The sequence below is a fragment of the Neorickettsia sp. 179522 genome, assembly GCF_001593535.1.
In the GTDB taxonomy this organism is placed as follows: domain Bacteria; phylum Pseudomonadota; class Alphaproteobacteria; order Rickettsiales; family Anaplasmataceae; genus Neorickettsia; species Neorickettsia findlayensis.
Genome location: NZ_LNGI01000001.1, coordinates 166,541 through 185,510, shown reverse-complemented (window position 1 = coordinate 185,510; position 18,970 = coordinate 166,541). Strand labels below are relative to the sequence as shown.

At 42.0% G+C, this 18,970-nt stretch carries 20 protein-coding genes; 5 read left to right on the top strand and 15 right to left on the bottom strand.

Features of this window, described 5'->3' with window-relative positions:
• Positions 1 to 172: 172 nt before the first annotated feature.
• Entirely contained in the window at positions 173 to 3,400 is a 3,228-nt protein-coding gene (gene carB, locus AS219_RS00835) for a carbamoyl-phosphate synthase large subunit (RefSeq protein ID WP_067978796.1), read from the bottom strand.
• A 179-nt stretch (positions 3,401 to 3,579) separates the two neighbouring features.
• Entirely contained in the window at positions 3,580 to 4,224 is a 645-nt protein-coding gene (locus AS219_RS00830; RefSeq protein WP_067978793.1) for a thiamine phosphate synthase, read from the bottom strand.
• Between the two features lie 131 nt (positions 4,225 to 4,355).
• On the opposite strand from AS219_RS00830, the gene AS219_RS00825 reads away from it, so the two are divergent.
• Positions 4,356 to 4,589, top strand: a complete 234-nt coding sequence (locus AS219_RS00825; RefSeq protein WP_067978790.1) for a hypothetical protein — start codon at positions 4,356 to 4,358, stop codon at positions 4,587 to 4,589.
• A gap of 12 nt (positions 4,590 to 4,601) precedes the next feature.
• Here the strand turns inward: AS219_RS00825 and glyA are convergent, their stop codons facing one another.
• The 7 genes from glyA to AS219_RS00790 all read right to left on the bottom strand — a co-directional run bounded on the left by glyA (position 4,602) and on the right by AS219_RS00790 (position 9,505).
• A complete protein-coding gene (glyA, locus tag AS219_RS00820) occupies positions 4,602 to 5,843 on the bottom strand; it encodes a serine hydroxymethyltransferase (protein WP_067978788.1) in 1,242 nt (413 codons plus the stop codon).
• Positions 5,843 to 6,283 (bottom strand): ribose 5-phosphate isomerase B, encoded by a 441-nt coding sequence (gene rpiB / locus AS219_RS00815; RefSeq protein ID WP_067978785.1) that lies wholly within the window; start codon positions 6,281 to 6,283, stop codon positions 5,843 to 5,845. The genes glyA and rpiB overlap by 1 nt, the downstream gene beginning before the upstream one ends.
• Positions 6,284 to 6,319: 36 nt before the next feature.
• Entirely contained in the window at positions 6,320 to 7,297 is a 978-nt protein-coding gene (gene pheS, locus AS219_RS00810; protein WP_067978782.1) for a phenylalanine--tRNA ligase subunit alpha, read from the bottom strand.
• On the bottom strand, positions 7,294 to 7,647 hold the full coding sequence (gene rplT, locus AS219_RS00805; RefSeq protein WP_067978778.1) for a 50S ribosomal protein L20: 354 nt from the start codon (positions 7,645 to 7,647) through the stop codon (positions 7,294 to 7,296). The genes pheS and rplT overlap by 4 nt, the downstream gene beginning before the upstream one ends.
• A gap of 13 nt (positions 7,648 to 7,660) precedes the next feature.
• Positions 7,661 to 7,861 (bottom strand): 50S ribosomal protein L35, encoded by a 201-nt coding sequence (locus tag AS219_RS00800; protein WP_041351575.1) that lies wholly within the window; start codon positions 7,859 to 7,861, stop codon positions 7,661 to 7,663.
• 68 nt (positions 7,862 to 7,929) lie between these two features.
• Positions 7,930 to 8,910 (bottom strand): tryptophan--tRNA ligase, encoded by a 981-nt coding sequence (trpS, locus tag AS219_RS00795; protein ID WP_082784575.1) that lies wholly within the window; start codon positions 8,908 to 8,910, stop codon positions 7,930 to 7,932.
• A 40-nt stretch (positions 8,911 to 8,950) separates the two neighbouring features.
• A complete protein-coding gene (locus AS219_RS00790) occupies positions 8,951 to 9,505 on the bottom strand; it encodes a nucleotide exchange factor GrpE (protein WP_067978775.1) in 555 nt (184 codons plus the stop codon).
• A gap of 91 nt (positions 9,506 to 9,596) precedes the next feature.
• On the opposite strand from AS219_RS00790, the gene AS219_RS00785 reads away from it, so the two are divergent.
• Genes AS219_RS00785 through AS219_RS00775 form a run of 3 tightly spaced genes read left to right on the top strand, consistent with a single transcriptional unit; the run spans position 9,597 to position 11,641 of the window.
• Positions 9,597 to 10,241 carry a conjugal transfer protein TraJ gene (locus AS219_RS00785; protein WP_067978772.1) on the top strand — a complete coding sequence of 215 codons (645 nt, stop codon included), beginning with the start codon at positions 9,597 to 9,599 and terminating at the stop codon, positions 10,239 to 10,241.
• Complete coding sequence (locus tag AS219_RS00780) at positions 10,225 to 11,025, top strand: TrbG/VirB9 family P-type conjugative transfer protein (protein ID WP_067978769.1); 801 nt, start codon at positions 10,225 to 10,227, stop codon at positions 11,023 to 11,025. The genes AS219_RS00785 and AS219_RS00780 overlap by 17 nt, the downstream gene beginning before the upstream one ends.
• Complete coding sequence (locus tag AS219_RS00775) at positions 11,018 to 11,641, top strand: exopolysaccharide biosynthesis protein (protein WP_067978765.1); 624 nt, start codon at positions 11,018 to 11,020, stop codon at positions 11,639 to 11,641. Before AS219_RS00780 ends, AS219_RS00775 begins: the two co-directional genes overlap by 8 nt.
• Positions 11,642 to 11,646: 5 nt before the next feature.
• Here AS219_RS00775 and AS219_RS00770 read toward each other — a convergent pair whose 3' ends face one another.
• From AS219_RS00770 to AS219_RS00760, 3 genes are all read right to left on the bottom strand, one after another.
• The gene (locus tag AS219_RS00770; protein ID WP_067978761.1) at positions 11,647 to 12,744 is read right to left on the bottom strand and encodes a hypothetical protein; all 1,098 of its coding nucleotides are present in this window, start codon (positions 12,742 to 12,744) and stop codon (positions 11,647 to 11,649) included.
• Positions 12,745 to 12,945: 201 nt separating this feature from the next.
• Complete coding sequence (gene priA / locus AS219_RS00765) at positions 12,946 to 15,075, bottom strand: primosomal protein N' (RefSeq protein ID WP_067978758.1); 2,130 nt, start codon at positions 15,073 to 15,075, stop codon at positions 12,946 to 12,948.
• 149 nt (positions 15,076 to 15,224) lie between these two features.
• A complete protein-coding gene (locus AS219_RS00760) occupies positions 15,225 to 16,163 on the bottom strand; it encodes a hypothetical protein (RefSeq protein ID WP_067978755.1) in 939 nt (312 codons plus the stop codon).
• Between the two features lie 284 nt (positions 16,164 to 16,447).
• Between AS219_RS00760 and pstC the strand changes: the two genes are divergently transcribed.
• Positions 16,448 to 17,431 carry a phosphate ABC transporter permease subunit PstC gene (gene pstC, locus AS219_RS00755; protein ID WP_231861806.1) on the top strand — a complete coding sequence of 328 codons (984 nt, stop codon included), beginning with the start codon at positions 16,448 to 16,450 and terminating at the stop codon, positions 17,429 to 17,431.
• Positions 17,432 to 17,504: 73 nt separating this feature from the next.
• On the opposite strand, the gene grxD is transcribed toward pstC, so the two are convergent.
• The 3 genes from grxD to rsmD all read right to left on the bottom strand — a co-directional run bounded on the left by grxD (position 17,505) and on the right by rsmD (position 18,843).
• Positions 17,505 to 17,825, bottom strand: a complete 321-nt coding sequence (gene grxD, locus AS219_RS00750; protein WP_067978749.1) for a Grx4 family monothiol glutaredoxin — start codon at positions 17,823 to 17,825, stop codon at positions 17,505 to 17,507.
• A gap of 21 nt (positions 17,826 to 17,846) precedes the next feature.
• Positions 17,847 to 18,092 (bottom strand): BolA/IbaG family iron-sulfur metabolism protein, encoded by a 246-nt coding sequence (locus AS219_RS00745; RefSeq protein WP_067980420.1) that lies wholly within the window; start codon positions 18,090 to 18,092, stop codon positions 17,847 to 17,849.
• A 154-nt stretch (positions 18,093 to 18,246) separates the two neighbouring features.
• Positions 18,247 to 18,843 carry a 16S rRNA (guanine(966)-N(2))-methyltransferase RsmD gene (rsmD, locus tag AS219_RS00740; RefSeq protein ID WP_067978747.1) on the bottom strand — a complete coding sequence of 199 codons (597 nt, stop codon included), beginning with the start codon at positions 18,841 to 18,843 and terminating at the stop codon, positions 18,247 to 18,249.
• Between the last annotated feature and the right edge of the window lie 127 nt (positions 18,844 to 18,970).

Genomic DNA, 18,970 nt, shown 5'->3' with positions numbered 1-18,970 from the left:
GCGGCACATTGTAACACAAGCTGTACATAGAAACAAACATCGCAGACAAGAAACAAGGCCAAAACGAATGTCATAGAACAAACCAAGCAGGGAAGGAATAAAACAACTCAATCAACCCCGCACTAAAAAAGCAACGACCTACAAAAGTGTATCGGAGCGTGACTTCAAAGCATCAGTTTTGCACATAGGAGAGCTGATAAACTGGCAGCTTGCACTTAACAATTTTCTTTATACCCCTTACCAAAGCCAGAGCAGAATGAATATTTGTACAACATGGTATCTGATTAATAATAGAGCTAGATCTGATACTCATGCTGTCTTTCACGGACTCTAATACGTGGGAAGAGGTATTTATGACCAAACTGATCTCACTGTTCATGATCATGTCTACAACGTGTGGAGAACCTTCTTTTACCTTGTTCACAGTTACTGCATCAATATTATGCTTCTTGAGAAAGGCAGCACTGCCCTTCGTCGCAAGAATTGTAAACTGCAATTCTGATAATATCTTTGCAACCTCAACAGACTTAAGCTTATCTTCGTCTCTGATGGAGAAAAATACCTTCCCTGATGTCGGAAGTTTCCTCATACTGGCCATACAAACCTTTGCAAAGGCGGTATCGAAATCATCACCGACACCCATTACTTCACCTGTTGACTTCATTTCTGGCCCTAAAAGAACATCAGATTCTGGAAACTTCTCAAACGAGAAAACAGGTTGTTTGACAAAAACATGTTGCAAATAGTCTTCGTATCTCTTCAGATGGAAATCACTGAGCCTCATACCAAGCATGACTTTAGTTGCGATCTTAGCAATTGGTACCCCAAGTGCCTTGGCAACAAACGGCACGGTTCGACTCGAACGCGGATTTACTTCTAACACGTATACATCACTTCCACTGATTGCGAACTGAATATTGAGAAATCCTACTACATTGAGTGCAATCGCTACCTTTCTGGTACAACTCTTAATTCTCTCGAGTATTTCTTCGGATAACTTTTGAGGAGGAAAAACAAAGGCAGAATCACCAGAATGCACACCTGCTTCCTCTATATGCTCCATTATACCGGCAATATACACATCTTCACCATCGGAAATTGCATCGACATCAAGCTCCAGAGCATTTACTAAAAACCTATCTAATAATAACGAAGAACCGTTGAAGAGCTGCGGGTGCCTTTCCAAATAATTTTCAAGCATTGCATCATCATAGATAATCTGCATTGATTCACCGCCAAGTACGTAGGAAGGTCGGACTATCAATGGAAAACCAAATTTTTTCACATTTTCGGCTATCTCTTCTCGTGCGAAGACAATCGCATTTTCTGGCTGAAGCATTTCTAATTCTTCCACCAGGCTATTGAAACTTTTCCTATCCTCAGCAGCATTGATTGACGCAAAACTTGTTCCGATTACTTTGACATCATTCTCACTCATCGCTTTTGCAAGTTTAAGTGGGGTCTGTCCACCACACTGCAGGACCACACCAAGTAGCTCTCCTTTCTCAGACTCCTTCTCTACAATATCAAGAACCGATTCAACATTCATCGGACTAAAATAAAGTTTATCTGAAATATCATAATCCGTTGAGACCGTTTCCGGATTACAATTTACCATGATTGCTTCATAGCCGAGTTCCTTTATCGCAGAAACCGCATGTACACATGTATAATCAAATTCTATCCCCTGTCCAATTCTGTTTGGACCACTACCTAGAACAATTACTTTCTTTTTGCCTGAAGGATAGGCTTCGCATTCAGGTTGAGTGACGGTATCACCCTCATAAGTGGAATAGAGATAGTTTATACTGCTTTCAAATTCTGCAGCACACGTATCTACCCGTTTAAATACAGGCTTTATACCCATGCTCTTACGGATATTTCTTACAAAAGCTTCATCGCAACCCTTCAGAGACGCTATCCTAGAATCTGAGAATCCTTTCTTCTTCCAAACCAGAAGCCTATTCGGGGAAAAGTCAACGCTTTTAATTTCGTTTTCTAAATTTACTAGCTCGCCAATCTGCAAAAGAAACCACTCATTATATTTGCTCAGATGAGCAATCTCTTTGATATCAAAACCAGCTCTAATGGCATCTGCAATAATAAGAATTTTATTCGGTATAAGAGAGCATAGCTTTCTATTAATAACCTCACGAGAAACACTCGAACCAAGTACAGTATTGAGACCATCCAGACCTTGCTCCAAAGAACTGAAAGCTTTTTGCAAAGCCTCCTGAAAGCATCTCCCAATTGCCATTGTAGTCCCTACAGATTTCATGGAACTAGAAAGCCTCTCTTCAGCATGGAAAAACTTCTCAAAATTGAAGCGAGGTATTTTGACAACCACGTAGTCCATTGCTGGCTCAAAAGACGCAGGAATTGTTGGAACTGCATCGTTGTAAACTTCTGGCAGAGTAAACCCAGTAGCCAGTTGCGCCGCAACCTTTGCAATTGGATACCCAGTTGCCTTCGAGGCAAGCGCCGATGACCGCGAAACCCTGGGATTCATTTCGATTACACGTAATTCGCCATTCTCCGGATTCAAAGCAAACTGCACATTTGCACCACCGGTGGTAACACCTATGTAATCCAAAACCTTAAAGGCTGCGTCCCTCATCTCCTGATATTCTTCGTCTCTGAGTGTTAGAATAGGTGAGACTGTTACACTGTCACCAGTATGAACACCCATTGGGTCAGTGTTTTCTATTGAACAGACAACAATCGAATTACCAACAGAATCACGAACAACCTCAAGCTCAAACTCCTGCCATCCTAAGACTGACTCATCGACTTGCACCTCACTAACCGGTGAAAATTTAAGACCGTTATTAATGATTGTAAAAAAGTCAAACTTTGTAGTTGCAACACCTCCACCCAGTCCACCAAGGGTAAAAGATGGTCTTATTATTGCGGGAATACCGATAAATTCAAAAGCCTTCTCTATTTCATTGACATGGGTAACCACAGTATTCTTCGGGACTTGTAAACCAATCTCGCCCATGATTTGATTGAAGACACTTCTTTTCTCTGCGTTTTCGATTACACGCTTAGAGGCCCCTATTAGTTCAACGCCGTACTTAGAAAGTATCCCACTATCGAACAACTCAATTGCTATATTGAGAGCTGTCTGACCTCCAACAGTCGGCAACAGCTTATCAGGTTTTTCCTTAGCAATTATGCTCTCTATTATCTCAATGTTGATTGGCTCTATGTAGACGACGTCAGCTGTATCGGGATCTGTCATTATAGTCGCCGGGTTGGGATTTATTAGGACCACTTTGTACCCGCGTTTCCTCAGGATCCTACACGCCTGTGTACCAGAGTAATCAAATTCACACGCCTGTCCTATTACTATCGGACCAGCACCTATCACAAGTATAGTAGACTTCTTCTCCTGCATCCTTCATTGAAAGCTCTCTGTGATTGTAGCCTAATATCGGGAAAGTTTGTACAACAGTCTTATAAAAGCAACGAAGTAGAAAGGGGTAAATGATTTAATATAGCATTCCCGTGTAGCTCTACGAACAGGATTCAACACTTTTACCGCTCTTAGCACCGATCCTGATCAAACTACAATTTTTATCCATATAGTGACCTTTCATAATACTTACCTGTTTCCACAAGTGCTGCAAATTTCTCATAGGGGGATTCTCCACTCCATAAGTAATCCGAAAAAGCAACAATATTGGCACCGTTTCTCAGAAGTTGTATAAAGTTCTTTTTATTGATCCCGCCAATACACACACAAGGAACTTCGGAAATTACATTTTTCCACTTGGCAAGTGTTGCCAAACTCGCTTTAGCTGGAGGATTGTTTTTTGTCTGACTCTCGAAGAAACATCCGAAAGACACATAATCAGCTAAGAGATTCTTTTTTGCCCGCTCAATGTCGTCATAACAACTTACACCTACGATTTTTCCTTTTGGTAGGAGATACCGACACTGCTCTAGGGTATTGTCCTCCGCACCTACATGAACACCATCTGTCTCAAACCTCAATGCCAAATCAATAAAATCGTTTATTATCAAGGGAATTTTGTACTCACAACAAAGGTGACTCAAACGTGGTATCTCTTTTTCCAATAAACTCCTATCCTTGATGCGCAGCTGGAATGCATACACATATGCGAAAAAATCTCGAAAGAGTCTTGCTAGATCAACATATTCAAGAGCAGTAATTTGCCTATCTGGTGATAGTATATAGAAGGCCTTATCCAACAACATATACGCACAACATACATTTATAGATTTTACAGTCGGAGAACGAGTGTATGAAGTTATTCAACTTCAAGTTGTTTATATCTTCTTAATACTCACCTTGTACGATTGATTAATTTTAAAAATATATACTTTTTATGTCTGAATTTACTGATTTAATCGATGCTGGAAATTACTTATTCGACCTAATGCCCTCTACTAACATAACTGAAGATGCATCCACAGACCCCACACCCCCAGAAGAGAAAACGTACCTAGACGCGCTTTGCGACATAAATGCCAAAGATGCTATAAATATCAAATCTCTCTGTCCTCTAGCCTGCAAAGCCCTTTTCGATCTTGTGGAATTCATCAAGCACCGTGGTGAATGAGACTAACCACTCTTACACGTTGTAAAAGTTGAACTTGCTTGTGAGGTCCGAGACTATTGCAGCCGCACTATCCGTGCTGATTTTTTCCTCAAGTAAGTCAGCAATCAACCCTCCAATATGCGTGAATTCTGATTCACGCATTCCCCGAGTGGTTTCAGCTGGGCTACCAAATCGCAGACCAGACGTCACAAATGGCTTCTCCTCATCGAACGGAATAGCATTCTTGTTGCAGATTATTCCAGCACTTTCAAGTTTTGAGGCACTCACATTACCCTTAAGATTAAGCTTCCTCAAGTCAATCATGACGATATGAGTATCAGTACCACCAGAAAGAACATCTAAACCTCTCTCTCTTAAAACGTTTGAAAGAGTCTTCGCATTCCTCACAACAGCCCTAATGTAGTCTCTAAACTCCGTAGTAAGAGCTTCACCAAAAGCAACAGCTCTGGCAGCTATTGCGTGCATCTGAGGACCACCCTGCAACCCTGGGAATATGGCAGAATTTATTTTCCTTATGAGTTCCTCACTATTTGTAAGAATGATTGCACCACGTGGACCACGCAAAGTTTTATGGGTTGTAGACGTCATAACATCCACATAAGGAAAGGGAGACGGATACTCACCTGCAGCTATCAAACCAGCGTAATGTGCCAAGTCACCCAGTAGATAAGCCCCAACCTCATCCGCTATTTCGCGAAAGCTCTTAAAATCTATATATCTCGAGTACGCCGATGCACCTGCAATGATCATTCTTGGAGAATGTTTTTTTGCTAGATCACGGACCTCATCCATGTCTATCTCGAAATTATCCCTTCTTACATCATAGTGAACTGCATTAAACCATTTACCAGAAAGATTCACACCTGCACCATGAGTAAGGTGACCTCCTGACGCGAGAGAAAAACCAAGGACCGTGTCACCAGGCTTTAGAAGTGCCAAAAATACGGCCTGATTTGCCTGAGAACCAGAGTGTGGTTGCACATTAGCATAAGAACACCCAAATAACTTACAGACCCTCTCTATTGCAAGACTCTCAACCTGATCTGCATATTCACATCCACAATAGTAGCGTTTACCCGGATAACCTTCCGCATATTTGTTTGTGAATGCCGATCCCTGCGCTTCCAGGACCGCAGCACTTGCAAAGTTTTCGGAAGCAATCAACTGCAGATGTTTACGCTGCCTACTAACTTCACCATCAATAATCCTAGCAACAGTAGGATCAACTTCAGAGATTTTAGATTTGAAAAACACTATTCCCCTTCCTCGTCAATTTTTTCTATCCTTTTTTTGTGACGCTCTTCACAACTAAATTTACTATTTACAAATGCCTCAACTATCTCAAGACACTCTGACACATTTAAAGCCCTTCCCGCAAGACATAAGACATTTGCGTCATTATGTTCCCTAGCCATCTTCGCTGCTTGCACGTCGTAACACAGGGCAGCCCGGATTTTTTTGTACCTGTTAGCAGTTATACTCATCCCGATACCAGAACCGCATATTAAAATGCCAAAGTCCGCCCTTCCACCCAAGACGTCTAAGGAAACAGATTTAGCAAAATCAGGATAATCAGAAACAGCTGAGCAATACGCACCCCTATCCACCGGAAAGTAGCCCCGTGCACTAAAGAAGTCTATTAAAACCGCTTTAAGTGCGAATCCTGCATGATCAGCACCTATGGAAACCTTCATCCAAGCTAAAATTATCTTACAGCAAAAATACCACGATCAGCTTACTTTCCACCTCAAATCATTTGAATAAAGGCTTCGCAAGTCATGAATATCATAATGCAGTACCGCCAGTCTTTCCAACCCGGCACCAAAGGCAAAACCTCTATATTTATCAGGTGACACACCAACATTACGTAAAACATTTGGGTGCACCATGCCACACCCCATCACCTCGAGCCATTTACCATCTCGACCTCTTATATCGATCTCAGCAGAGGGCTCCGTAAAAGGAAAATAACTTGGCCTCATCCTCATTTTGGCACATCCAAAGAGATTGTCTAGAAAGAAACCAACACAATACCGCATATGTGACATATTTATATCAACGTCGACACATAGAACCTCCACCTGATGGAACATAGGAGTATGTGTAGCATCCCAATCGTTTCGATAGACTTTACCCAGCGAGAAAATATAGAAAGGAGGCTCGCGTTCCTCCATTACCCGAATCTGTACAGAAGACGTGTGCGTACGTAAAAGCTTACCTGCCTCAAAGAGATAGAAGCTATCCTGCATTTGCCGCGATGGGTGATGTGCAGGTGTGTTTAAAGCATCGAACACATGATATTCATCTTCCACTTCCGGACCGTCTACATACTCCAATCCAAGAGAAGTAAGAATTCTTCTGGTGTCCTCAATAACTCTGGTAAGAGGGTGCTTCAATCCCACCCTAAAAGGCCTGGCAGGATAGGACACGTCCACTGCCTCAGAAGCAAGTTTTTCATTTGATTCCTTTTCACGTATAAACTCTAGTCTACGCGCTAGCGCCAAATTGAATTCCTTCAATAGGCTAGTCCATTCACCCAGCTGTTCCGACTCCGTACCCTGCTGGATGAGTGTAGCCAGAACACTTCTAACCAGGCCACCCTTGTTAGACAAGTACTCAAACCGAAGCTTATTAAGCTCTTCAACAGAGAACACAGAGCCAAGACGTGAATAAAAGCGGTCTCTGACTTCCCCAGAATCGACAGTCACAGCGCAGCCTTAGCTTTTTCCACTATCTCACCAAAAGCACTAGGCTGGCTTATTGCAAGCTCAGAAAGCACCTTCCTATTCATATCGACCCCAGCGGCTTTCAAACCCTTCATGAAGACAGAATAAACCAAGCCAAACGACCTCACAGCCGCATTGATTCTTTGAATCCACAAACTGCGAAAATCGCGCTTTCTAACCTTTCTGTCACGGTACGCATACTGCCAGGACTTCTCTAGTCTGCGGAGAGCTATTCTATAGCAGTTCTTCGACCTTCCATGAAAACCCTTAGCTTGCTTAATCACCTTCTTGTGACGCTGCCTAACCTGTACACCCCTCTTTACACGTGCCATTTTGTTCCTCCAACTAAAAACTGTAAGGCATCACACTCCTCATCAGACGCATCTTGCTCTTACTGATGAGGGTATATCCCTTCTGAACAAGAAGCATCCTCTTATTTCTCTTACGCATGTTATGACGCTTACCAGACTGCGTCACCATAACCTTTCCGGTGGAAGTCACCTTAAATCGCTTCTTAGCGCTGGAATTAGTCTTTAACTTAGGCATCTTGAAAACCTCGGAAGGAATAGTAACATCTATTCCTTCTCACAGCAACAAATCGAAAATATACGTGATCAAATGAGCTGCATAAGCTGTTTTATGCGTATCAGGTTTGCACGAGCTATCTCTCTCATCGCCTCAGCAGAATCAGCAAGCATCCTTTTCACTGCATCCCTCTCAAGATTCTTCCTTTTCTCCTGTATTGGCAGAAGCTTTGCAAGAAGAAGATCGATAAGCATAGATTTTAGTTCGGAAAAATTACTTACCTCGCTGCAGAGTTGCTCCACTTTTTTGCCACTAAGACAAGCCGCTATATTGAGCAAGTTAGATGCCTCAGGTCTCTCTTGCAGTCCTTCAGGTGAGAAGCCCAATATCGAGTCTGTCTTAGCAGATAATATCTTCTTTTCAATCAACTCTTTTGGGTCGGACAAATTTATTCTAGAAAAATCCGAAGGATCAGATTTGCTCATTTTTTTGGTTGGATCCGTGAGGCTCATTATCCTGGTGGCTTCCTTCTTTTTGAGAATCATAGGTAACTTGAAGTACTCACCATACCGTTGATTAAAACGTAGCACCACATCCCTTGCCAATTCAACGTGTTGGGTTTGATCATCACCCACCGGCACAACTTCCGCATTGTACAGGAGTATATCAGCCACCATTAGGACCGGATATGAATATAAAGAAAGCATCGGGGTAACACCTGCTCTGTTCGACTTATCCTTAAACTGGGTCATCCTGTTGAGTAGGCCCATAGGAGTGATGCAACCAAGCAACCAACAGAGCTCTGCATGCTGAGGAATATGGGACTGCACAAATATACGACAATCATTTGGATCTATACCGCACGCTATATAGGTACAAGCCATCTCTACAGAAGCGTCCGCCAGACCTAATGTTCCCCCATCGAGGGAATGCAGATCAGCCATGAAAAAAAACTTCCTTTTATACCGAGACTGTATTTCTACCCATACGTCTACGGCACCAAGCAAGTTTCCAAGCTGCACATACCCAGTTGGCTGTATCCCAGACAGAACAATCTTATCATCTACCATAGATCGTATTATTAAACTATTTACCTTGAAACGACGAATTTTATTCGAAATTATCTACTACTACAACAACTGCTGGACGCAGAAGGCGTCCTTTAATTGTATAGCCATCCTGTAGAACCTCGAAAACCGTGTTGTTAGGCAAATCTGCAGCTTTGACCGTGCTTACTGCCTGGTGCAGATCGTGGTCAAACCGCGCTCCTTTGGCTTCGATCTTCTCTATACCACTTTTCTTTAGAGCAGAAAAAATCGCGTCAAGAGTAAGCTTTGAACCTTCAAATACGGGCCCTTCAACATTATGCTCAAGCATATGCGCCACTGCCTTCTCAAGACTTTCAACACTCACTAGAATCTCTTTGACAAGATCTAAAATGGCAAAATCTCGCACCTTCTCTATTTCCTTTTGAGCACTCTTTTTGAGATTCTCCTGCTCAGCAAGTGCGTATGCTAGTTTCTTCTTCCACTGTTCCCTTTCCTTGTTGAACTCTTCCTTAGAAATGAAACCACCGTTCAAAAGGCTCTCTTGAACATCCTTCTTTGAATCAGCACTTTGCTTGTCCCCTACTTTTTTATGTTTTTCTGGTTGTTTCTCAGTCATATCTCTCACACGAACTTTTGCCAGTTAACCCTATTATCATATACGCTCAGTATAGGTTATATTATCGAATCCGATAAATTAAAACTTTCTCATGCACGAACGAGATTTAAAGGAAGCTCTTGTTGAAGGAGGCAGATACCACGAGGAAGGCCTTTCGTGGCACTGCACAAAGAACTACTACATCTTCGTGGAACGTGTTTGGTTGCTTATGTTTCTAGCGCTCCTTTTTTCCACGCTCTGTGTGATGGGACTAAACATGTACTCTATGTTACCACTAAAAACAACAACCAACTTTCTTCGTTACACAGACAGCATAGACACGGATAATGTAAAAACTATCAGGCTGTACGACCTGTACAAAAAAAACAACGACTTGCAGACGGTCGTAGATCAATATTTGCTGTCAAAGTACATAGAGGTATGGGAAAAAGAGACAGGACAGCAAGACAAGTTTATACAACTCAATTCCTCTCATATGATTTATGAGAAGTTTCTTCAGTCTAGATCCAGGATTGCAAGTTCGGTAAACAGACGTATCGAAATAATTGACTTACAGATTCATAAAGATACTAAAACTAGTGGAAAAGTAGCAACAGCAAAGGTAAGGTCCTATGGAGATGGTAAGAACCAAGAAAAGATGGTAAAGATTGCTTTCAGGACAACAGATGTTATTTTGGCGCATAGAAACATCACACCATTAGAATTAATAGTAAGCGGTTATGAAGAGATCATATAATTTTGTCATCTTGCTCATGCTATATCTTGCGCTGTGTTTGCCAGCGTTTGCTGATCAAAAAGCCCACTCGTTGGCTTCTACTCCACATATAAAAGAGATTATTTACAATCCAAATGGCATTCACACGTATACCGGATTCTTTGGCTACCAATCCAGCATAGTTTTCGAGGATGGAGAGGTGATAAGCACTATCTCTATGGGTGACTCAACTGGTTGGCAACTTGATGCTCAGGGCAACAGACTTTTCCTTAAACCCATCGAGGACGAGGCAACAACGAACGTCACGATTCTTACAAGTAAGCGGGTTTATCATTTCGTTTTTACCGCCAGGGAAGCGCGTGATGTGTATGACCCAGAGCTGGCATACGAAGTACGTTTCCGGTATCCTTCAAATGCTGTCAGCATACAAAACACTGGTGTCACGAGCGTGCAGAACAGAGACGTGGAAAGCACCGAGCTTGATATCGGCAAAAAAGCATATCTAAATTTCGACTATAAACTTTCTGGATATGACGCAATAAAGCCAATCAAGGTTTTTGATGATGGACGCTTTACTTATATGCAGTTCCCAAGTGTAAATGCAAATCTGCCGGCTGTTTTTCGAGTGGATTCGCAGGGGTACGAGGCTTTAGTGAATTACCATATTTCGGGCAAATATCTGGTGGTGCAAGAGGTTGCACCACTGTTCACATTGCGTCATGGACATGATCACGTCTGTGTTTTCAACATGAAAACTGCCCTTAAAAGAAGAAAGGGCGGTTCCAAGGTTTTTACAAATGGATAAGGACCAAAACACCTCCGATGTGTTGGAATCAGTTGTCGTACATGGTGTAACAGACTCTATTACACTGTTTGAAATAAAGCACGCCCTGCACGAGCGTGGGTTCGCGCTACTGCTTCTTCTTTTTTCGCTACCGCTTTCAATACCCTTGCCCGTGCCACCCGGCTACACAACTGTTCTCTCAATCCCTATATTGTTTTTTTCTGTGCAGATCATTCTTGGATGCGATTCTCCATGGTTACCAAAATTTCTTGGGGAAAAATCAATGAAGCGCAAAAGTCTCGCTTTCTTAATTGAGAAGACGGTGCCAATACTGCGCAAAGTGGAGAAATTCACGCGTCCTAGATTCCCTATTTTGAACAACACTTTTGGTGAGAGGATTTACGGTGTTATTTCTCTTATGTGTGCCATCTCGATTGCAATTCCGTTACCGTTAACAAATTTCATCCCGGCAGGTGGAATTGTACTAATGTCGCTCGGGGTATTAAACAGGGATGGAATAATCAGTATACTGGGGGTAGTAACATCATTTGCAGGGCTCTTTATTTCAGCCTTGGTGATCATCCTAGGACAAAAAATGGTTATTGAGCTCCTTTCTATCCTAGGAGTAAAATTGTGATCCTTTTATGGAAGGACATCCATCATTACAGGCACAACACGGGCACTCACACTCACATCATCAAGGTCGGACTCAATGAGGTCCTCCTGTGTTCTGCATGTCAAGTATATGTCAAGCAGACACAACAACACAGCAAATAAAAGACCGAGACGTAGCACGCCATCCGGTATCTGTATTGACACAACGCCGGTACCCTCCAAGCCTCTAAGGATTCTATTCCCCATGGACAAGACACCAACACCGAAGAATACCCACAGTACATTTGGGCCCCTTTGCAGAAACGGCTTGTTTTCTGTTTGTATACGATCCGTGCTGCCCGCAGTCTTATTCTGCTGCTGTACGTAGTATGAGTAGATATACAGTGATGTGCATAACAATCCAACCACCGTAAATAGTAACTCCAGCAGGTCATCCAGCGTGAAGAAAAAGTTTCCATGTGCTTTTTTCAGCCCGAAATCGTGATACAGATCGATGACAAGAAGAATCTCAAGCACTAAAGCACCAAGAAGAGTACAAAATCGGAGAAAAGTAGCTATTCTAGCGGGCTTAGCAGGTTGAGAAGGTTTACAATCGTCCCTTATTGCGCAGATAACGTCGGATACCCGTTGCCCTCTTGGAATAAGCGCTTCTTCACAGAAAGCAATACGAGCCTCTATCCTTGCACGCACCTTAGGCAGAGCAAGACGCCTTAAAAGAAAAATTATAAAAAGAGCAGCAGTACCACACAGAAAAAGTATCTCCACTGCTTTCTCCAGTGCGCCGCTCATAAATAACTTAGGCCGCAGTAACGCTGTAAAAATAGCCACGCTACCACCCGTGAATACACATAGCGCAGCCAATTCTACAAGAACAAAACCTCTCTGCAGCTTCTTAAGCCTCATATAGCTCACTACAACTTTGCCAAGCTCTCTATCTACAGCATCCACCACGATAGGTATCTCATCCTCAGGTAGTACACCCACATTTTGCGTAAGAAGAGCATTGCGTGCCTTAGTAAGTTTCATATAGGTAGCAAGACACTTCTCCAACCCCCGATCGATATCATCTAATAAGGAAGGAGACGCATGTTTAACGCCACTTTTAAGTTTAGATGGAGTTTTCATATTTACAGTCCAAGATAGAAAAGAAGATAAGAATTTGCTACAAAAGCATGCACAAGAATCCCTAAAAGGAAAGCACTATAACCAAGTACAAAGCAAACAAATGAGCAGCTGCCCTACAGATAAAAACATCAGTACACAAAAATAGGGTACATCAGGATAGCGAATTCTATAGTTCATGTAAACTATTTTACTATCTAGAACTCACAAAAAACACAGGGGGTCCACATCAATTTGTACTCCCACCTTTTTTTCCGCGGTAAATCCGACAAGCAAATTCGTTAAAATTGTACGAGAAGAAAATTTTTTGGGAACAACAACAAGAATTCTATACCTAAATTGATTTTTTTTCACCCCTATTGCAGCAGGACAAGGCCCAAAAACATTTATTTCTCTAACCGAAACAATAGTCTTCGCTATTTTCCTTGCACATATGATGACTTCCCTTTCCATCAATCCAGAAATAATAATGCTGATGAGCCTACTAAAAGGAGGCATTTCCTCAGTTCGCCTCATTTTGAGCTCCTCTTCGTAGAAAGTTTGTCTATCGTTATTTTTTAAAGCCTCTATTACGACACTATCTGGCGAATAACTCTGCATCACTACTTTACCCGGATATATTTTTCTCCTTCCGACCCGTCCTATAGCTTGCTGCAATATCTGAAAACTCTTTTCCGAGTTACGCAAATCACCTGCATGCATGGAAACATCACTGTCAATGATCGCCAAAAGAGTGAGCCTAGGAAAATCGTAACCCTTCGCAATGATCTGTGTACCAATCACTACATCGACATCACCCTTTTCTATTTTTCTGATGTTCTCGGTAAGCTTGGTATCACTACTCATGATCACTACTCTTTTACTTGGAAAAAGTTCACCGATTTCCTCCGCAATTTTTTCCACCCCAGGACCAAATGATATTATTGTGTCCGATGAACATTTCTCGCACTTCGTTATCATAGCGCGTTTGAAACCACACAAGTGACATAAAAGTGTGTTGTTTTGTTTATGTTCAACTAACCATGCAACACAGTCTGGACACTTCATTCTATGACCACAACTCGAACATATTATGATCGACGCATAGCCTCGTTTGTTGAGAAACAAAAGGCTCTGCATACCAGCATCGAGAGTAGAGTTCAATTCTTCATACAACTCATGAGAGATATGCTGACTCACTTTTTGGGCTTTGCGCATATCCACCACTTTCACATCTGGAAGCTGAGCTCCGCCAAATCTGTGCTCCAATTTAAGATGGACAAACCCTTTTTTTTGCACATTATAATAGCTTTCCAAAGACGGCGTGGCTGACGACAAAATTACCGGAATATCAAATAGCTTACCTCTCATTATGGCTAGATCCCTTGCATTATATGTGAAATCCCCTTGATCCTGTTTGAAGGATTGATCATGTTCTTCGTCCACAACAATCATTCGTAAATTTGGCATTGGAAGTAAGACCGCTGACCTTGCTCCGATAACCAATCTGGCTTTATTTGTCACAACTTTATGCCAGTTCTTTCTCCTAAGTGCAGGAGAGAGTTCCGAATGCCATTCTATAATTTCAACCATCCCGAGAAAACTTTTCTTGACTCGCTCAAAAATATAAGAAGCAAGAGCTATCTCGGAAAAAAGCATTACAACTTGAGCTTCTGCATCCCCCTGTAGTAGCTCAAGTACGGCTGAAAGATACACTAATGTCTTACCCGAACCTGTAACACCATCCAAAAGATATACAGTAAACCCATCCATACAGATTTTGTTTCTAGCAGCACTCTGCTCATCCGAAAGCTTGAACTCAAGTTTTTTTAGCTCCTCAGACACAGTCTTTACCTCACTAATTGATGCATGAACACGCTCTATTGCACCAACATCGATAAGTTTCTGCACTGTTTTCTTTTGAACCCTTGCTGCGTCCAATATGTCCGAAGTAATATGTTGATTGCCCCCAAATAATGCAAGCACACGGCACATTGCTTGGGTTAAATTAGATCTTTTAATATCATCGCCAGTCATAACGTATACAGCACTATCAGGAATATCCCTAATCAGTGCAGAACGTAGTACCAGACCAACCTTGGTGAAATTGTAACATGCAACCCAAGAGAGAAATTGTACATACTCAGATGAAAAAGGCGGTATCTGTTCTACCGCCAAGATTTCTTTTACAACGTACTCGTGATCATTCTCCGGTACTACGGATGTGACAAGCCCTGTTATTTTTCTCCCACGGAAATCAACTTTAACAAGACTCCCCACATACGCATCAAAATGTCCAGAAGAGTACAGAAACCCACTATCCAATGGGAGCGGAAGCACGACATTCAGGTGCATCTAAGTATAGAAATCAATGCAAACGATAGTAACATTCGAGAAACGCGTTTAAATAGTTGCACACACCAACTAAGGTATAAACGAAATTTCTTCAGCAGAGACTGATGCTCCGTTCAACTTTAGAGACAAACACGGCACATACAAGGAGGCTATGACTCAATAAAATGGAGAAGTAAATATCTCGCTGCGTCGACACTGCTCAATAATTTCTCCGGCAGCTCATGTATCTTTTCTGGCGTAAATTCAAGCAAGAAACTCTCTATATGGGGCTGAAAATAAAAATTTCCGTATTGATCTTCAACAATTTCAACAACACCATCTTCGGCAAAGCCAACCACATTGTAACCAGACTCTCTTAGGAGCTTGAGATTATCCTTATTGAGCGCAACGCCCTCCGAGTGAAGCTCTGGGATATAAAGTATCAACCAACCATTCGCTGTGACCTCAAGAGGTACCTGTGAAATAATCTCAGCTACTTTGCTTGCAGGATTGACCATAACTTTTCTGATCAACCTCTCCGGATATGGGCCTGCAAGATTGCCCACATTCGGATCTTTTTCCTTCTTATGAAGTTCTGCAATATCCATTTGCGATAGATTCAGTATGCGAATACCATCCGCATTAAAGAATTGCTGCATACCTCCACAGATTCCAAGGATGGAGACCTTACTTTGTTTTACAAGTCCAAGCAACGCTTTGTACATGCGCCTCTTTGTAGAGGTCGGATGTAAGGGAGACATATGCACATTGTACACATCACCTGGTAGGATTAGGTGTTTTACTCCCTGCATTTCCAGTCTGTTCTCAAGCACCTTTTCCAACGGAACTTTTTTATTCTTCTTTAGGTAATCGGAATGGATCAAGTTATAATCCACCATCACAACTTCGAATTCACGCCCGAGAGCTTCTGGAAGTTTAAAAAATTTTTCCACCCCAAGGGCTTCGCGCTCGTAAACATATAAGTCCGTAGAGAAAATCCCAATTCTTGGCACGGCCAACGCAGGAACCAAAAGAAGCGCAAAGTAAACAAGCGAAAAAGTGAATTTCCCTATAAACCTGAGATGAAAAACACCGGTGGAACGAAACATCAACTACAATTCTTTGAAGAAACGCGCTAAAATTTATAATAACCTATAACACTTTTTAACCCAGAAACAAGCAGTACAACTTTACTGACTCAGGCACACATTTCGTATACCTTTATACTGTTCATATCCGCTATTCACCAATGTAATGAGTAGGCTATTTTCGTGTACAAATGCTAGTCAAAATTACTAGAAAAAACACAAGAAGTGTGTAAGTCTTAAAGTGGAGAAGCCGTCGTGATTTCGTGGATAGTACAAGTCGTGCAGTTAGACTAAATACAGCCTTGATGCTACTTGTGTCTGCAGTATTAGCTTTTTCCGTTAATAGTACCTTTATTTTCTTTTTAGGTATTTTTTTCGCTCTTTTGCTTTGGTCAAAGAGAACGTTTGCTTTGTGTGCTTCGGTTGCATTAATTGCGACGTCGATGGTCACAGCCTTAATCATCTTATCTCTCGTGACACAAACGGTTTCGTTCTTCCGTGTAGTTTCCCCAATGGATTTCTTTTTTGGAACCGTCTGGGCACCGAACGGAACAATTATAGACGGACAAGTCGAAAAACTCTTCGGCATATTACCACTGCTTTTTGGCACAACAATGGTGGCGTTGATTGGTAGCACAGTTGGCACACCTATAGGTATAGGAGCGGCTATAGCATTGACCTACTTCATACCGAAGAAAGTCAGGAATGTTATTAAACCGATAATAGAAATAATGGCTGGCATACCGACCGTAATATACGGCTACTTTTCCCTAGCATTCGTGCCAGCGCTGGTGCAAAAACTCGGACATCTGTTACACCTTAACATTTCGACTGAAAGTGCCTTATCTGCTGGGATAGTAATAGGTATTATGATCATTCCTCTTGTTACATCCCTTACTGACGACCTTTTGCGGACAACACCGAAGAGCTTATATTACGGTGCCGCGGCACTTGGCAGTACACAGACCGAAATTATATTGAGAGCAGTCTTGCCAAACTGCCTACCTGGGATAGTCGCAATCGTTCTTTTAGGTTTCTCAAGGGCAGTGGGTGAAACGATGGTGGTGCTCATGCTAACAGGAATTTCGGCAAACATCGATTACAACATATTCCACACGATTACCACGGTGACTGTACAGATTGTGACAATCCTGACAGGTGACCAAACTCTGAATACCGAGGAAAGTCTATCTGCGTATGCGCTAGGCATGACGCTCTTCATATTGACTTGGATATTAAACGCCGTTTCAATGTCTATGTCCAAAAGACATGCACATCAAACCCTGTGAATAAGAATAACCCAACGAAGAGAGAACCTTGCACTCTCTTGAGGGTATTCACAATTGAGCCAGATACAGCTACTTAGCTAGCCAAGTTATTCTCAAAAAGAGTTTTTAGTTCTCCGCTCTCGTACATCTCCCTGACAATGTCGCATCCACCGATGAATTTACCTTTCACATACAACTGCGGGATGGTCGGCCAATCTGCAAACTTCTTTATTCCTTCCCTTAACTCAGGATCCTCTAAGATATTCACCCCATGAAAGGTGATACCTAAAGTTCTAAGAATGTTCACAACAGCACCCGAAAACCCACACATTGGCATCTCAGACGTACCCTTCATAAAAAGCACGACATCATTCTGGCTAATTATTCTCTCTATTTCCGTAAAAATATCTTTCATGATAAACGCACTGCGTATTTTTTAAGTCTTAATCTTGGTCTCAATAGAAATCGAGTGGAGCCTTTCCTTAAGAATTTCTCCTAAAGCTGAAACTACTAATCTATGGCGCTCTACCGCTGATTTTCCAGCAAAAGATGCAGAGCGGATTTTAAGATAGTAATGATCTTGATCACCAACAGTGTCAACAAGCTGGATATCAGCCTCAGGATCCACATCGGGAAACGCATCTAAAAGCAACCTTGTGATCTCCTTCTCTTCGACGGGCACAACCACTCCGACCGTATCAAACAACCACCAAGGGTTAACACAAAGAGTACAAGTAATCAATTCTCATATTAATCCTCATACGATCCCGCATTGGCTGAACCTCGTTATTCGCGAACAAAAGCTAAATCTATGAGGACAAAGAGTACTCAAGTTTCTACTCTTTTAGCGGCAAATCATGGCCTATATAAACGAATGTCAGCAACTCGGACATCCCATATCTTCTTGAATCAATCAACTCAAAAGCATGGTGATTTAATTTGAATATCTCTTTCTTGTGTTTCTCCAGAATGACAATACTTCCAGCACAAAGCCAACCACGTTCATGAAGCCCTGCAAAGCTCTTCTCAGTTATCTGAGATGCACGATATTTAGGTGTTTTCTCATTATATGGGGGATCCATGAATACAACATCGTATTGTTTGCCCGACTCCTCTAGCTTTACTACATCCCTACTAATGACAGTGATTTCATCATGGATAGCCATTTTTTCGAGATTGGCATATATGCACCGTGTATCAATATCAACCGCTGTCACACTTGCAAAACCTCGCGAAAGCGCTTCTATACTAACAGAACCCGTACCTGTAAAGAGATCAAGGAAGTGAATCTCTTCTGGTACTTTTGTCACAAAACGCGCGTGCAAGATGATGTTAAAAAGCGCTTCGCGCACCTTCCCCATGGTAGGTCTAATGTCGACACCTTTTATGAGACCTATTTTCCTTTCTTTGTACTTACCCGCAATAACACGCATCTAGCTAAGGATGAACGACCAGCGTAAGTTTAGCACAAATAGTCAGTGCTTTCCTCAGATTTTCGAGTCAGAATAGCTTTACACAAAAGAAGTCCCTTTTTACATAAGCATACTTTTGCTTAAGACA

What these genes read in the sequence shown, in the direction of transcription:
- carB (WP_067978796.1), bottom strand. Translation starts at nt 3,400, where the DNA reads ATGCAGGAGAAGAAGTCTACTATACTTGTGATAGGTGCTGGTCCGATA.
- AS219_RS00830 (WP_067978793.1), bottom strand. Translation starts at nt 4,224, where the DNA reads ATGTTGTTGGATAAGGCCTTCTATATACTATCACCAGATAGGCAAATT.
- AS219_RS00825 (WP_067978790.1), top strand. Translation starts at nt 4,356, where the DNA reads ATGTCTGAATTTACTGATTTAATCGATGCTGGAAATTACTTATTCGAC.
- rpiB (WP_067978785.1), bottom strand. Translation starts at nt 6,283, where the DNA reads ATGAAGGTTTCCATAGGTGCTGATCATGCAGGATTCGCACTTAAAGCG.
- rplT (WP_067978778.1), bottom strand. Translation starts at nt 7,647, where the DNA reads ATGGCACGTGTAAAGAGGGGTGTACAGGTTAGGCAGCGTCACAAGAAG.
- AS219_RS00800 (WP_041351575.1), bottom strand. Translation starts at nt 7,861, where the DNA reads ATGCCTAAGTTAAAGACTAATTCCAGCGCTAAGAAGCGATTTAAGGTG.
- trpS (WP_082784575.1), bottom strand. Translation starts at nt 8,910, where the DNA reads ATGGTAGATGATAAGATTGTTCTGTCTGGGATACAGCCAACTGGGTAT.
- AS219_RS00790 (WP_067978775.1), bottom strand. Translation starts at nt 9,505, where the DNA reads ATGACTGAGAAACAACCAGAAAAACATAAAAAAGTAGGGGACAAGCAA.
- AS219_RS00785 (WP_067978772.1), top strand. Translation starts at nt 9,597, where the DNA reads ATGCACGAACGAGATTTAAAGGAAGCTCTTGTTGAAGGAGGCAGATAC.
- AS219_RS00780 (WP_067978769.1), top strand. Translation starts at nt 10,225, where the DNA reads ATGAAGAGATCATATAATTTTGTCATCTTGCTCATGCTATATCTTGCG.
- AS219_RS00775 (WP_067978765.1), top strand. Translation starts at nt 11,018, where the DNA reads ATGGATAAGGACCAAAACACCTCCGATGTGTTGGAATCAGTTGTCGTA.
- AS219_RS00770 (WP_067978761.1), bottom strand. Translation starts at nt 12,744, where the DNA reads ATGAAAACTCCATCTAAACTTAAAAGTGGCGTTAAACATGCGTCTCCT.
- priA (WP_067978758.1), bottom strand. Translation starts at nt 15,075, where the DNA reads ATGCACCTGAATGTCGTGCTTCCGCTCCCATTGGATAGTGGGTTTCTG.
- AS219_RS00760 (WP_067978755.1), bottom strand. Translation starts at nt 16,163, where the DNA reads ATGTTTCGTTCCACCGGTGTTTTTCATCTCAGGTTTATAGGGAAATTC.
- pstC (WP_231861806.1), top strand. Translation starts at nt 16,448, where the DNA reads ATGCTACTTGTGTCTGCAGTATTAGCTTTTTCCGTTAATAGTACCTTT.
- grxD (WP_067978749.1), bottom strand. Translation starts at nt 17,825, where the DNA reads ATGAAAGATATTTTTACGGAAATAGAGAGAATAATTAGCCAGAATGAT.
- rsmD (WP_067978747.1), bottom strand. Translation starts at nt 18,843, where the DNA reads ATGCGTGTTATTGCGGGTAAGTACAAAGAAAGGAAAATAGGTCTCATA.